Source organism: Paenibacillus sp. J22FR83 (genome assembly GCF_059691955.1).
The window spans coordinates 740,868-755,546 of sequence record NZ_JCAUAM010000001.1 but is presented as its reverse complement, the minus strand read 5'-3'; the positions used below and the strand labels follow the sequence as shown (position 1 = coordinate 755,546).

Here is a 14,679-nt window from a genome sequence, read left to right as displayed (position 1 = left end):
AGTTTACTATAAAACAGGGAGCAGATCACAGCCGTGTGATATGCTCCCTGTTTTTAGTTTTTTACTTTAGCTTGGTCACGCCTGAATTGGGTAGGAGGCACACCAAGGTGCTTTTTAAATGCTTTAGAAAAACTAAATATATCAGGATAACCAACAGAGTTTGCTATTTCCGTTAGCGAGAAGTCTGTGTTGGTTAAGAGATGTTTAGCCTCATTCATTTTCAAATCTTGCATGTATTGTATAGGTGACAACCCATAAACCTTGCTGAACTGTTTCGTGAAATGCGTCCGTTCCACGCCGACATAGGCCGAAACTCGCTCGACTGTAATTCCTTCAGCATAGTGAATTTGAATATAGTCAAGACCTTGCTGCAACCAGGAAAGTGAACGGTTTTCCTGCTTAGTAGGGGATTTATAAGAATTAGAGAGTTTATTGAAAATCTGATAAAAATGCGCTAACCGTGCCAAATCATTCGCTTGTCGGTCACTTTCTCTAACCAGATTCAGGAATTCTAACATGAGTTTTTTTACTTCTTCAGTAAGTCCGCCATTTCGATAGGGAGTTTGGGGACTTAACCCAATGCGCTCTAGAAGATGAAGGGCTTGCTTGCCGTCAAAAGCAACGAACAATTTCTGAAGCAGATGATTTTCATCTGTGAAGTAATCGTGCGTTACTCCTGGCAGAAGGCAAAATATATCATTTTTACTGAGCGAATAAGTGACATTATTTTGTGTGAAAGTCCCTGTGCCCTCAAGCACAAATAACAAATAATAATAGGGAGATGTACGTGGACCGATATGGTAATTGGGCTTGGCGATATTATATCCGAGTCGAATCGGCCAGATGTTGCCTGTTTTTTCAAAATTAGAAGGAGTGAAAAAGTGGATTTCTAAGAACTCATGATAGTCTTCACGCATATCTTTCATCAAAGGAAACAACTCATTTTCACATCCTTTTTTCTTTTTATAGTAATAGGGAATGCGAGTAATGACAATTACTAAATTAATAACCCACAAATTGATAAATGTAAAACAACACGAAATGACATTGACCCTAGTCAGCAACCGCTGTTATGATACTAATACATTCTATTCCTACCTTTTTTGTTGGATATAGGCCAATCTACCGGATAACTGGAGAAGGCAATGAGCGCTCATTGCACGTACATAATCGAAGTGGACATTACTCACACAGCAGTATACACAAACAATTTAAGTCGACAGGAGAGCCTGAGATGACAAAACAATATAATGAAGTTGAATTTGGTTGGTTCCTGCCAACCTCAGGTGATGGCAAGTATGTAGGCGTTGCGCCTGAAAGAGAAGCAACGCTGGACTATTTGATTCAGGTTGCACAATCAGCCGAGAAATCGGGATTTGAATTTGTTCTCATTCCAACTGGCGGAGCCTGCTTGGATGCTTGGGTCGTAGGATCCGCCATCATGAGTCACACGAAGACATTACGACCGCTAGTTGCGGTTCGACCGGGACTCGTAGCTCCGGTTTTGGCTGCACGAATGGGAGCAGCATTAGACGTTCTGTCTGGGGGCCGTGCGATGATCAACGTGGTGACCGGCAGCTCTGTTCAAGACTTGGAAGAATTAGGCGATCCGCTAGCTCATGCTCATGATGAGCGATACGAACGAGCAAGAGAATATGTGGAGGTCATGCAGCAGGCATGGATGGAAACGGACGTGTTGTCAGCCTCCGAGTTTGCGGACACAACTCGTCCTGTATCTGGCAAAGAGCAAAAGCTTTACCAAGGGAAGTATTATCAGTTCAATCGACCTGTAAGCTCCCCGCTTCCCGTGCAGAAACCGCATCCGCCTTTTTATTTAGGAGGAAGTTCACCCGTTGCCAAAAGGCTGGCAGTGGAATGCGCGGACACCTACCTGATGTGGGGAGAACCCCACGATTGGATTCGTGAGCAGATTGTTGAAATCGAAAACGTACGTGCCGATTATCGCGAAGAAACAGGGATAGACAGACCACTTCGGTATGGGCTGCGTGCACAAGTTCTAGTGCGGGATACCGAAGAAGAAGCGTGGGCTGCCGCATGGGAATGCATTTCTAAGGTATCGCCAGAGGCGATTGAGCAAGCGCAGCGAGCATTTGTCAAAACAGATGCAACCAACCAGCAGCGTCAGAACGAACTACGAGAGCTCTCTAAGGAACAGCAATTTATTGTAGGTCCGAATTTATGGACAGGGTTATCCCTAGTTCGATCAGGCGGCGCGATTCTTATTGTTGGAACGGCTGATCAAGTCGCGGATCGACTGGTTGAATATGCAGACCTAGGCATTTCCTCCTTTATTCTGTCAGGGTATCCACATTTAGAAGAGGCAGAAACTTTCGGTCAAGGGGCACTTCCGCTTTTCAGAAGTAAATGGGAGCAAAAGCTTGCATCTCAAAGCGAACAATCCACTACATCATCTTAATTATTTAGGAGGTCTTTATTCATGCATAAATCGAAATTAAAATATAGTTTTCTCATCGCTTCACTATCTATCGTTTCTTTCTTGACTGCGTGCAGCACATCTTCCACTACAGGATCTAGCCCGGCGCCATCAGCTGCTGCTGCAAGCACGGCTGCGGCAACAACATCCGCAAAACCAGTAACGTTGAGTTTCCTGCACTGGCGCGGGGAAGATGTGAACTCTCTTAATGGCATTATTGCAAAATTTCAAGCTGAGAATCCGAATATCAAAGTGGAAATGCAGACGATGCCCTCAGAACAATATCAATCTACTGCTCAAGCGAAACTAGCGGACGGATCTGTCGGTGATGTGTTCACATCGTTCCCAGGTGCACAGTTTGAAGCCTTGGCGAAAGCAGGCATTTTCTCTGATTTATCCAGCGAGAAATTTCTTGGTAATTTTAATGACACGCTCATTCAGGTAGGGAAAAAGGATGGCAAACAAGTAGCTGTTCCTTATCAGCTCGTTTACAATGATCCCATTTACAATGTGAAACTATTTCAAAAATATAATCTAACCCCACCCAAAGACTGGGCTGGATTCCTAGCACTTTGCGAAACATTGAAAAAGAACGGCATCATCCCGATCGCATTTGCTGGAGCAGATATTGGACCAGGTCAATTTATGAACACCATGGTGATGAACAATCAACCGAGTACAGATATTTTCACGAAAGTTGAAGCGGGTCAAGCGAAATTGACAGATGAGTTCTGGGTGAAGACATTGACACAGTTTAAAGAATTAAATGACAAAGGTTATCTGCAGCCAGATGCCTTAGGCACAAAGGATGCAGCTGCAGGCGCTTTATTTATTCAAGAAAAAGCAGCCATTCTAGCGAGCGGCTCCTATCAACTGGCACAAAATAAAAAGCAAAATCCAAATCTAGAGCAAAAGCTCCTGGCTCCTATTACTGTTGGAGCTGATCAAGCGAAATTCGAAGGTGTTCATACAAGTACGTTCATGTTAGCCGTGAACAGTAAGTCGAAGCATCCTGCGGAAGCGAAGAAATTGATTGAATTTTTGAGTAAAAAAGAGATCGCAGCGACCTATGCCAATGAGACTGGTCAGAACGTAACGGTCAAAGATGTCCAATACACGACACCTGAATTGCAAGTGGCCACAGAATGGTCGACGAAGAAAACGGTGTTCCAACCGCGTTTTAGCATCACCAATGCCGATAATCAAAAAGCTGTTACGAACTCCATTCAAGCTGTGCTAAGCGGTAAATCACCTCAGGATGCAGCGAAAGAAGCGCAAGCGATTATCGATCAGCATCTCGTGAAGTAAGATGAGCCATAATCGATCTGTCTTATGGTTATTCCTGCTACCAGGTACACTACTTTATCTGGCTTTGTTCGTGGTACCAACACTTTACGGATTGTTTTATTCCTTCACTGATTGGGACGGCATCTCGCCGTCCTATCAGCTTGTTGGTCTAAACAATTACGCCAAAACCTTACATAGTATCGTATTTCAAAAAGCGTTATGGAATAACACGAAGTTTATGCTTGCGGTTGTTATCGCTCAAACGGTAATATCCCTCGCGTTAGCACTGTTATTAGTCCGAAATACGAAGATTCACGTATTCCTGCGAGCGCTTTACTTTTTCCCAACGATTCTATCCTCAGTTGCCGTAGGTTTAATCTGGTCGTTTATGTATGATCCTTCATTGGGACTAATTAATACCTTATTGAAGGAAGCAGGACTTGGCGCTTTCAGTCAGAACTGGACGGGCGGGGTGAAAATTGCGCTCTTTTCTATTGCAGGCGTGCAGGTTTGGGCCCATGCAGGGCAAATGATGATCGTGTTTATAGCGGGGCTGCATGCCATTCCAGAAGAACTGTATGAAGCTGCTAGGATGGATGGAGGCAATAAAATTCAGGTGTTCCGTAAGGTAACTTGGCCGCTTTTGGCACCTTCAGCGACAATTGTAGTGGCCTATACCACGATTCAATCGTTCAAAGCGTTTGACCTCATCTTTACGATGACAGACGGCGGCCCCAATTATGCTACTGAAATATTGACTACTTATATTTATCACACCGCTTTTGCGAACTACTCATTCGGTATGGCTTCTGCGGGCTCTGTTTTATTTCTGATCTTGTTATCTGTCTTAACGATTCTGCAGTTTAAAGCGCTGCGAGCGGATCGCGTTACCTACTAAGCCAAATGAGGTACATGGAAATATGGGAATGAAATGGTTCGGTCGACTGATCTTACTGCTTTACGCAGTGTTGATCACAGCACCTATATATTTTGTGGTCGTCTCTTCCTTCAAAACGACACAGCGCTTCTTCGCCTCGCCGCTCGGCCTTCCGAAGCCCTTCACATTCGGAAACTATGGGGCAATTTTCAAAGGGCAAATGATGTGGAAATACTTCTTCAATAGCGTGGAAGTGACCCTGGGTACTGTGGTCCTTGTTCTTGTGTTAGGCAGCTTGATTTCTTACGCGTTATTACGCTTTGGCGGGGTCACTGCCTCAATCATCTTCGGCTTGTTTATTGCTGGACTTATTGTGCCTTCACAAGTGAACATGCTGCCCATTTATTCTTTAACACACAAGCTAGGATGGTCCGATCATTTGTATGGATTAGTGCTCGTCTCTGTGGCGATGCTCATGCCTCTGACCGTATTCATGATTAAGGGCTTTATGCAGGTACTGAATAAAGAAATTTTGGAAGCAGGCAGCATAGATGGAGCAAGTGAATGGCAACTATACTCACGCATCGCTTTGCCGTTGTCTGCCCCTTCTTTAGCGGCTACGGCTACGTTTCTGTTCGTCATGGTGTGGAATGATTTGTTAATCCCAATGTTGCTTCTCAATAGTAAATCCAAATTAACACTTCCCCTGGCCATGCTGCAATTCCGGGGTGAATATGTGACGGATTATCCTATGCTGCTTGTAGGAGTTGTCATTACAGCCATTCCGATGGTGGTGATGTTCCTTTTCTTACAGCGATATTTCGTTGCTGGTGTTATGGCAGGGTCTTTGAAGGGGTAACGGCGGGCATGATCTGTGAGGAGGAGAGAAAGGTATGAAAAAGATTTTTGCCATTTTTTTGATGCTGACAATTATTATAGGATCATCAGTTCTCACATCTCCTAAACAAGTGTCAGCTGCTAATGATGATGCTAGCAAGTATGTTGAGTTAAAAGGGGATTGGAACTTTAAGCTCTACAGGACCTATAATAGAATGTTTCAGAATTTCCTGAATGACACGGTAAGAGTTACATGGGAAGATAGTGAGTTGGCGAAACAACCATCATCGGATACCTGGCATTCATGGGAAAAAGTAGCGATACCAAGTGACGATATATCAACTGGTGGATTATTGCCTTTAAAACGCATTGACGCTACTAATTTCTTTCCCAGTTGGTCAGAAGCTTGGATGGTAAGAAACTTTGATTTGCCAACTGACTTCACGGTTAATGATAATGTTACGTTACTGTTAGGTATCATCGACGACCTTGATGTTGTTTATATCAACGGACAACTCGTTCAATCTAGCGGGTTTATTGATGGTACTGGAAAGAAAACAAATCCATCCGAATTAGGTGGATTTGATTATAAGAATGCTGACGTAACGAAGCAAGTAAAGTTTGAGAAATCGTATTGGGAAGTACAAAGGGAATATACAATTCCAGCAAGTTTACTAAAGCAGGGACAAACTAATGAAATTGCAATCCGTGTATATAATAACAACAGTTACGGCGGTTTCTACTCTGGAAAACCAATCGTCATAGCCGGAAACGATTTGGCCGTACGTGCAGTTAAAGGTTTACCGACTGCAAAGGTTACTTCACCTGAAGTGGATGCTACAATTGAAAAACAGATTCAATCACTCCAGACAAACAATATCAATCAATATGTGGAAACAATAGCCGATAATTATTCAAATAATGGCGACAATAAACAAGCAAAACTAGCTGAAATCCAGTCTTACTTTGATAAGTACACGGACATCGTTATAACTGATACTAATGTAGGTTATTTTCGAGATATTTACAATAATATTTGGTATTCAGCCAAACGTACAATGCAAGGTACCAACAAAGCTACTAATAAGCCGGAAACCATCTTAAACAATGCAGCAATAGAAGTAAGTTATGCAATTATAAATGGTGTAGCACTCGAATTTGGTAACTGGAGCAGAAGTTACTCTACTTCATACGATTCTAAGTTATTTAATAAGAAATTAACGTATAGTATCTATCTTCCTGAAGGTTACTGGCAGAATACAGAAAGAAAGTATCCTATAGTTTATTTACTGCATGGAATTAATTCTAGCAGCAGTTCATTCTTGAATGTAGACCATATTGGAGCATTTATGGATGAGGAAATTGCTAGCGGCGATATAACGAAGATGATCGTTGTTATGCCGGACAGCGGTAAAAATGCTTTCTATAAAGATACTACACTTAATCCAAATGCTATTGATACTACAGGACCATGGGCAACGCAGTTAACTGACGAATTAAGAAATGTAGTTGAAGCTAAATACAGAACGATTAATGATGCAAGTTTTAGAGGAATAACGGGTATATCCATGGGTGGTTACGGTGCTATGACACTTGGCACAACACATCCAGAGTTGTACTCATCCGTTGCCAGCCATATGGGTTTCTTACCTACGGATGCACTAAATTCATTAAAGACTTTAACAAAAGAACAACTTGATCTTTATGACTTCTATGTCGATTGCGGATTGCAGGATACGATGGTTGATTATCATGGTACAATTGCTATCCACGATTATCTAGATTCGATGCAGATTCCAAACGGCTTTGACATCAGAAATGGCGGACATAACAGCGCGTTCTATATGAGTGGTATGCCTGCTTCAATGAAAATGCACAGCGACCATTTTATACAAAATGGTTTATATGATGCAGAACATGGTGCAAACATTTTCCAAGGGGCGCCAACTGGCTTACTTAGCGTAGCGGAAGCGACGTATCAAGGTAACGATGGGAAAATTACGGCAAATAACGGAATTTCGGTTACAGGACTTGTTTATAAACATTCGGAAGCGACTACGTATAGTTCAGTAACTAGTTTTCCAATCTCGGATTTAGCGCCGGGTACGTACACATTCAAATATGAAGCCCAATTAGGGCTCGAGGAGAGTGCTACGACGTCGGTTATTGTAGCAGGATACAGTGAATTGCTGCCTCCGTCCCATCTAACAGCAGTCGATACGTCTTTACTGAACACAGACGGCAAAATCCAGGGATGGAAAGACGGAGAGGAATACCATGAAGGCTATATCATCGAATACAAATTGAAGCCTAGCAGCGGTGCGTATCTGCAATTGCCAGAAGCCGCTTCCTCGATCGACAATTTGGTTCCAGGCGTTTACAGCGTCAGATATGCGGTTTATGGCCAGTTGGGTGCAAGTCAACCCATTGAAATCAAGGTCAAAGGACAGCAAACTAAGCCGATTGGGCTTACTGCAACTGCACCTATGTTCGAAAATGGGTCGAATGGTACGATTATAGGAACAGTAGTGGGCTTGGAGTTCAAGAAAGCAGGAGATACGAGCTATATAGACGCTACGTATCCGACGATAACGGGTTTAACGGCAGGTGAGTATCAGATTCGTTACAAAGCGAAAGAGCTTTTCCATGAGAGTGATGCAACCGTAGTCGTCGTACCTGCATATGTGGCCCCGTCTTCTTACGATCCGGCGCCAACGCCAACTACGACTTCGAATCCCCCGATCACTCCGGTCGACACGGGTGTTGTGAAGTCGCCAGTTACTGGGAACGCGGATAAGGTGACCGTTATTGTTCCATCCAAGACCGATCCGATAACCGGCGATACTCTGGCAACCGTAGGTAAGGATACGGTTACAAGTCTCGTAGATAGTGCCAAGAGATCGGAGACGGAAGGAAAGTCTGCCGTCGTCGAATTGAAGGTTGAATCGACCGAGCAAACGAAGACAGCTCAGCTGTCGATTCCAAGATCTTCGTTTAACGAGGTAGCGACTGGAACGAACGCAGAAGTAAAAGTCGATTACGGTAATGTTGGAGTTGTTACCTTCGATGCTAAAGCGATCGATACGATTAACGCAGCAACCGCGACTGGTGATATCAACATCGTCATCTCGAAGACGGAGCTGACTGCTGATCAGAAGGAATTGCTAGGCGATCGTCCTGTATACGATTTCTCCGTATTCGCAGGCGATAGCAAAGTGTCATCTTTCGGTGGAGGTATCGTTCACATTAGTCTTCCTTATGTTCTTAGAGCAGGAGAATCACCTGAATCGGTTATTGTGTATTATATCAGCGACCAAGGCGTGCTATCGACAATTCGAGGGCAATTTAACGCGACAACGGGAACAGTCGATTTCACGACGACCCACTTCTCCGAATATGTCATAGGTTATAACAAGGTTTCGTTCACAGATGTACAGGATTCAGCCTGGTACAATCAAGCGGTTAGTTACCTTGCGGCCCGAAACATTACAGGTGGTACGGACGACACCCGCTTTAGCCCGAGTCAAGCAGTAACCAGAGGGCAATTCATCGTCCTTCTCTTGAAAGCCTACGGCATCGATGCTTTAACGAGCGGCGGCACGGCAAACTTCATCGACGCAGGAAACACGTACTATACAGGCTACTTGGCAGCTGCCAAGAATCTCGGCATAGCGACTGGAACTGGTAATAACCAATTCTCACCAGATCAAGTCATTACGCGTCAAGATCTGTTCACGCTTCTATATCGCTCGCTTGAGAAGTTGGGAGAGCTTCCTGAAGGTAAAACAGGAGCTTCTGTAACAGACTTTAACGATGCTGGAGAAATAACTGATTACGCACGTACAGCTTTCCGCACATTCGTGGAGAGTGGTATCATCGTGGGAAGCAATAACCAGCTCGATCCGCAAGGCGAAGCGACGAGAGCGCAAGTCGCGCAAGTTCTATATAGCCTGTTATCCAAATAAGGAAAAATCGGGAAATGTAATCTTAAACGGCATGGGAAAAATCCCTGTGCCGTTTGTTTTTTTGTAAGTAAGTAAATGGATCGAAAGATGACTTCTTCATCTAAGTTAGAAGGTACAGGCACTTCTAGGCACACACCCACATACACTAATAGTAATCTGCAAAGCGGAGCTTCAGAGTCAGCTACGATCCGCAAACACTCAGGGGGTGCTGGAATGCCAGGATTTTTTAGTGCGATCGCCATCTTAATCAAGCAGCTCACATTGCTTGTATCTTATGTCAAGAATAACGCGTTTCCACAACCACTTACCGAGGCAGAAGAAGAATTACATCTTAGACAAATGGCAGAAGGCAATGATCACTCTAGGAATAAGTTGATTGAACACAATTTGAGATTGGTTGCCCATATCGTGAAAAAATTCGATAATACGGGGGAAGATTTGGAGGATTTAATTAGTATAGGCACTATTGGACTCATCAAAGCAATCGAATCCTTCTCCCCGAACAAAGGAACGAAACTGGCCACATTCGCAGCACGTTGTATCGAGAACGAGATCTTAATGCATCTGCGTTCCTTAAAGAAAACACGGAAAGACGTATCCTTGCATGATCCGATCGGAACGGACAAAGAGGGGAATGAGATTACGTTAATCGATATCCTCGGCAGCGAAGCGGATGATGTAGTGGATGCGGTGCAGCTGAAGATTGAGAAGTCGAAGATCTATCGCAATCTGGAGATATTGGACGACCGGGAGAAAGAAGTCGTAGTCGGTAGGTTTGGGTTGGAGCTCGGTGGCGAGGAGCGGACGCAGCGGGAGATCGCGAAGGAGCTAGGGATTTCGCGTTCGTATGTGTCCCGGATTGAGAAGCGGGCGTTGATGAAGCTTTATCATGAGTTTTATAAGGCGAAGCGGTAAGATGGTCGCGTCATGACCACCATTTTAACACGTTTTGAATAAGTCGCATTCTTCATTGCTAGGGATCTTGGGATCGCAAAATGGAGGCGAACAGTATGAGCTTAATTCAGATTGAGCGTGTCTGTAAGCAATATGTGATGGGCGGAGAAACGATTCGCGCGTTGGATGATGTATTTTTGGAAATTGAGCAAGGGGAGTTTGTCGCGATCATGGGGCCGTCAGGCTCGGGGAAGTCGACACTGATGAACATCATCGGGTGTTTGGATGTGTCGGACACTGGAACGTATGTTCTTGACGGCAAGGCGATTAATCAGATGAAGGATTGGCAGTTAGCGGAGATTCGGAATCGGAAGATTGGGTTCGTTTTTCAAAACTTTCACCTGCTTTCTCGATTGAGTGCCTATGAAAATGTGGAATTGCCGTTGATTTATCGGGGGATGAAGCGGAAAGAACGAGAGCCACTTGTATTGAAAGCTTTGGAAGCCGTGGATTTGGTGGATCGCAGGAAGCATCTGCCTTCGGAATTATCTGGCGGGCAGCAACAGCGGGTGGCGATTGCGCGAACGTTGGCGGGTGATCCAACGATCATTTTGGCGGATGAGCCTACGGGAGCGTTAGATTCGAAGACAGGTATTGAGATTATGGATATATTCACGAAACTGAATGATCAGGGTAGGACAATTATTGTGATTACGCATGATAATGCGGTAGCGCAGCAGGCGAAGCGGGTTGTGCGGTTTCGGGATGGGCGGTTGTTATAGTATGTTTAAAATAAATGGGTTAAGACCAGAACTCCAAGGGATATATGTGGGGTTCTTTTTTTATGCTGGAAAAACTGGCATTATTCTTTTTGCTCTTTAGTAAGAGAAGCCTTATATATTTGAAATAAGGAAATGATGACTTCGTTCGAACAAGTAATCTTTTGTGAACTTTCACTTTTTATATTTCTAGGGAGTTCATTGAATGTATATTAATGCATACAAAGTTAATAACCTAAATTATTTCTAAAATGAATTCTGCAACAATAAAAACGGAGAACCGCAGGTTTGCAGGCTCCGTTTTCTAATATTAGACATCTCCGGTTTTGTTGGCTTCGACAAACCAAGTGTTGACATGGTAAAGCCCTTTGTAAACCAACCAGTCGTATGGGAGATGGATTTTAAATCATTGATAGCCGAAAGAGTACGCTTATACGATAGAATTCATATTGAACGGAATCTGAAATTCCACAGTTGTTCCCCGATCAGACACCTTGGAGAAATGCATCAGGACCGAGTCGCCGTAGGAAAGTACTAGTCGTTGGTAAAAATTGGATACACCGGTGTGCTGATGAAAATAAGGATCATCGCTGTCAAACTCTCCACGAGTCAGCTTGTTGACTTTCTCCAAGTCAGTGTCCATTATGGAGGTACCTGTGTTTTCAATACGGAAGAAAAGCCAGGCGTCCTGCCTATGAATACGAACGGTTAGAGTAAAATCGTCCGCCTTCATTGCAGGAGTCCATCCATATTTAAGGGCATTCTCGATAAACGGTTGGATCACGAGCTTCATGACCGGCACATCCATCAACTCTGGACTGACCTCCCACTTGCACGTAACCTCAATACCATTTCGGTAGCGGTGAATTCTTAAAAAATGGGTAACAAACGCGATTTCTTCGCGCACTGTGGACCAGCCATGATCACTCCTTGCGTTATATCTCATCATTCGTGATACACTCTGGACCAAGTCGCGAACCGCTTCGCCATTCAGCTTCATGGCCAAGGATTCAATCGTTTCCAAGGTGTTAAACAGAAAATGTGGATTGATCTGCGCTTGGAGCAGCAACAGTTGTTTCTCTTTTTCCTTCACCTTGGATTCGTACAATTGATGTTCAACTCGTCGTAACCCGGAAATCAATGGGAATGAGATGAAACAAGCAGCTATGATGCTTAGGAAGGCAATGAGCAGGGTCCATATCCTGGATTCCTTAACCCCCTGCGTTATAGCATCGAATGGGGTCAACAGCACGATTTGCCAGCCTTTTGGAATAATTTCTTGGGCAATTGCCTCGTAGTGTTCCCCTTCCGATTCGAATAGAAGCTCTTCGCCTGGAATTTGCTTTTTTTTAAGAGCAAGATCGAGAGCTTCATGAAGTTCTCTAGAAAGAGGCTGTTTGGATATGACGTTAGAGCTAGCAGGGTGATATAATAGGATTTGACCGTCGTCAGCTTTGAAGGTTCCCTTCATAAGAGCTCGGAAATGCTCGGATTTTATGTCGACGATTAGCCACGCGTCAATTTCTCCACTGATCAAGTAAGTGACCGGCCTTATAAGCGAGATGCTTTCCTGCGGGTTTCCTAATGTATAAAGTGTAAGGTGCAGCTGGCTTAGCACGGATTTGTTAACGGATGCTACTTTGTTAAAAAGCGGATCTGAAGCAAAGTCATAATCATAATTCATACTTTTCTGATTGGAATTATAAAGTATTTTGCCTTCCTTGTCATAATAAGTGATGCCCTCAATTTCTTGATGGGATTGAAGCAAGGGGTCCAACTTGGGTCGAAATGTAAGGATGCTACCAGCTTGACTGACGATGTCGTCTTTAGGAATCTTGATGTATTTCTGAAAGCTCGAATCAATAAGTAGTGGATCTAGTGCTTGGTTAATTTCTTGAACCGATTGCGAGAACTCTCTGGCGGCATAGCTGGCGAACTGAGAAGATACTGCCGATGAATGAAGCAGGCTGGAGCGAACCATCTGATAGTGCCAGCTTAGACTGGCGAGTAGGACGGGTACAATCGTGATAATAAGCACAATCACTAAAATTTTGTATTTGAGTGAAAGCGGCATGGCTCGGAGTGAGCTGCGCACAAAGCATTCTCCTTCCGGAGGCGTATTTGTATTTTGACGTCAGATACTTTTGTTATTTTACACTAAAAATAGTGGGTGGGGTGAGATCATATGAAAATATGCGTAGCAGATGATGAGAAGGAAGTTCGGCACAGCATCGTTTTGAAATTAATGGAATCACATCCCTATGCGAACGTCTTTGATGTAGGCTACGGATTTGAGGCGTTGGAGCAAATTAAGCTTATACGTCCCGAGCTCGTCTTTCTTGATATCCGAATGCCTGAATTGGATGGCCTTGATATGTTGGAGAAGGTAATGGACGCTCTGCCCAAGACCAAAGTCGTCATGTTGACAGGCTACAGTCACTTTGAGTATGCGAAGAAAGCGGTACATTTTGGTGCTTCCGATTATTTGCTTAAACCTGCCGATATCGATGAATTAAAGCAGATCGTACATACGACCTATGATCGATTGACCGAACGCTTGGGAATGGAGTTGAGCGGGGCGTTGCAAGGTGTAGCGGCGAAGGAAACGAAAATTCAACGTATATACTATAGGAACGTTTCTCATTGGTTTGACGATCGCGTGCTGAAGTCACTTATATTCGAAAACGGATCGGTTCATGGCGAAACTGATTCTAACGCGATATGTGGATTTGAATACCAAGGGCAGAGACTCCAGATTGTGGCAGCGGAGCCCGCTTACATTGGGGGAGGCTTTCGAGATTCTGGTGAGCTGACCCGTATATGGCCAGCGGCGTGGAAAGCATGGGAAACGAAATGTTTTTTTGGAAACGGAGCTGTTCATAGTGGACGCTACAAGCAGAGTGCGGACTCGGCAGGCGGATTTAAGCTGAGTATTGTTCGAGCAGTGAAGACAGCGGACCGGGAGAAGTTGGGTGAAGATCTGTCTACATGGATCCAGGAGCTGCTACGACTGCATGCCGATGTGGTCCGGGAGGAATGCGCGAAACTCGTTTCTCTATTGGATTCGGACTTAAGCGAAGGACAAACCTTTAGCATATTGGAACATGGGCCAAAGGAGATTTGGCTGCGAGAGGTTGAGCGCTATCAAAGCTGGCAGGAGCTGAAGACCTGGTTGCAGGAGTGGCTGATGAAGCGTGTTGAACAACTGCATCCTCCCACTGTTCTTAAAGGTTCCAGCGATTGGTTTGAAAAAGCACTGAGTCTTCTGGAACTGCGTACCGACATGGACATCACCTTGGAATCGCTGGCTGCAGAGGTCGGTGTGCATCCAGTCACGCTTAGTCGAATGTTCAAGCAGCAAACTGGGCTAAACTTTGTCAGATACCTGACGCGGAAGAGGATGGAAAAGGCGAAGCGGTTGCTGATATCCGGCGAGATGTCGATTGCGAAACTTGCCGAAAGCTTAGGCTATCAGGATCATCGATATTTTGCCTTGTTATTTAAAAACGAGTGGGGAATGACGCCGGGAGATTATCGGAAACAATATGGATCGAGCATCGGAGAAAAATAAATGGCTAAAAAATT

At 44.3% G+C, this 14,679-nt stretch carries 10 protein-coding genes; 8 read left to right on the top strand and 2 right to left on the bottom strand.

Annotated elements, in window-relative coordinates:
* Positions 1-53: 53 nt before the first annotated feature.
* Positions 54-926, bottom strand: coding sequence for an AraC family transcriptional regulator (locus tag AC58PV_RS02530; RefSeq protein WP_497430934.1), 873 nt, complete (start codon positions 924-926; stop codon positions 54-56).
* A 308-nt stretch (positions 927-1,234) separates the two neighbouring features.
* Between AC58PV_RS02530 and AC58PV_RS02525 the strand changes: the two genes are divergently transcribed.
* The 7 genes from AC58PV_RS02525 to AC58PV_RS02495 all read left to right on the top strand — a co-directional run bounded on the left by AC58PV_RS02525 (position 1,235) and on the right by AC58PV_RS02495 (position 11,097).
* Complete coding sequence (locus AC58PV_RS02525; protein ID WP_497430715.1) at positions 1,235-2,437, top strand: LLM class flavin-dependent oxidoreductase; 1,203 nt, start codon at positions 1,235-1,237, stop codon at positions 2,435-2,437.
* Between the two features lie 21 nt (positions 2,438-2,458).
* Entirely contained in the window at positions 2,459-3,763 is a 1,305-nt protein-coding gene (locus tag AC58PV_RS02520; protein ID WP_497430714.1) for an ABC transporter substrate-binding protein, read from the top strand.
* 1 nt (position 3,764) lies between these two features.
* Positions 3,765-4,640: a carbohydrate ABC transporter permease gene (locus AC58PV_RS02515; RefSeq protein WP_497430713.1), complete on the top strand. Its 876-nt coding sequence runs from the start codon at positions 3,765-3,767 to the stop codon at positions 4,638-4,640.
* A gap of 22 nt (positions 4,641-4,662) precedes the next feature.
* Positions 4,663-5,478, top strand: coding sequence for a carbohydrate ABC transporter permease (locus tag AC58PV_RS02510; protein ID WP_497430712.1), 816 nt, complete (start codon positions 4,663-4,665; stop codon positions 5,476-5,478).
* Positions 5,479-5,512: 34 nt separating this feature from the next.
* A complete protein-coding gene (locus AC58PV_RS02505; RefSeq protein WP_497430711.1) occupies positions 5,513-9,421 on the top strand; it encodes an alpha/beta hydrolase-fold protein in 3,909 nt (1,302 codons plus the stop codon).
* A 213-nt stretch (positions 9,422-9,634) separates the two neighbouring features.
* Entirely contained in the window at positions 9,635-10,336 is a 702-nt protein-coding gene (gene sigK / locus AC58PV_RS02500) for an RNA polymerase sporulation sigma factor SigK (RefSeq protein ID WP_497430710.1), read from the top strand.
* 95 nt (positions 10,337-10,431) lie between these two features.
* A complete protein-coding gene (locus AC58PV_RS02495) occupies positions 10,432-11,097 on the top strand; it encodes an ABC transporter ATP-binding protein (protein ID WP_497430709.1) in 666 nt (221 codons plus the stop codon).
* Positions 11,098-11,524: 427 nt separating this feature from the next.
* Here AC58PV_RS02495 and AC58PV_RS02490 read toward each other — a convergent pair whose 3' ends face one another.
* Positions 11,525-13,189 (bottom strand): sensor histidine kinase, encoded by a 1,665-nt coding sequence (locus tag AC58PV_RS02490; RefSeq protein ID WP_497430708.1) that lies wholly within the window; start codon positions 13,187-13,189, stop codon positions 11,525-11,527.
* A 90-nt stretch (positions 13,190-13,279) separates the two neighbouring features.
* Between AC58PV_RS02490 and AC58PV_RS02485 the strand changes: the two genes are divergently transcribed.
* Entirely contained in the window at positions 13,280-14,665 is a 1,386-nt protein-coding gene (locus tag AC58PV_RS02485; RefSeq protein ID WP_497430707.1) for a response regulator transcription factor, read from the top strand.
* Positions 14,666-14,679: the final 14 nt, after the last annotated feature.

Bases quoted from the DNA above. Each gene is read 5' to 3' on its own strand.
- AC58PV_RS02530 (WP_497430934.1), bottom strand. From the start codon at position 926: ATGAAAGATATGCGTGAAGACTATCATGAGTTCTTAGAAATCCACTTT.
- AC58PV_RS02485 (WP_497430707.1), top strand. From the start codon at position 13,280: ATGAAAATATGCGTAGCAGATGATGAGAAGGAAGTTCGGCACAGCATC.
- AC58PV_RS02510 (WP_497430712.1), top strand. From the start codon at position 4,663: ATGGGAATGAAATGGTTCGGTCGACTGATCTTACTGCTTTACGCAGTG.
- AC58PV_RS02520 (WP_497430714.1), top strand. From the start codon at position 2,459: ATGCATAAATCGAAATTAAAATATAGTTTTCTCATCGCTTCACTATCT.
- AC58PV_RS02495 (WP_497430709.1), top strand. From the start codon at position 10,432: ATGAGCTTAATTCAGATTGAGCGTGTCTGTAAGCAATATGTGATGGGC.
- AC58PV_RS02515 (WP_497430713.1), top strand. From the start codon at position 3,765: ATGAGCCATAATCGATCTGTCTTATGGTTATTCCTGCTACCAGGTACA.
- sigK (WP_497430710.1), top strand. From the start codon at position 9,635: ATGCCAGGATTTTTTAGTGCGATCGCCATCTTAATCAAGCAGCTCACA.
- AC58PV_RS02525 (WP_497430715.1), top strand. From the start codon at position 1,235: ATGACAAAACAATATAATGAAGTTGAATTTGGTTGGTTCCTGCCAACC.
- AC58PV_RS02505 (WP_497430711.1), top strand. From the start codon at position 5,513: ATGAAAAAGATTTTTGCCATTTTTTTGATGCTGACAATTATTATAGGA.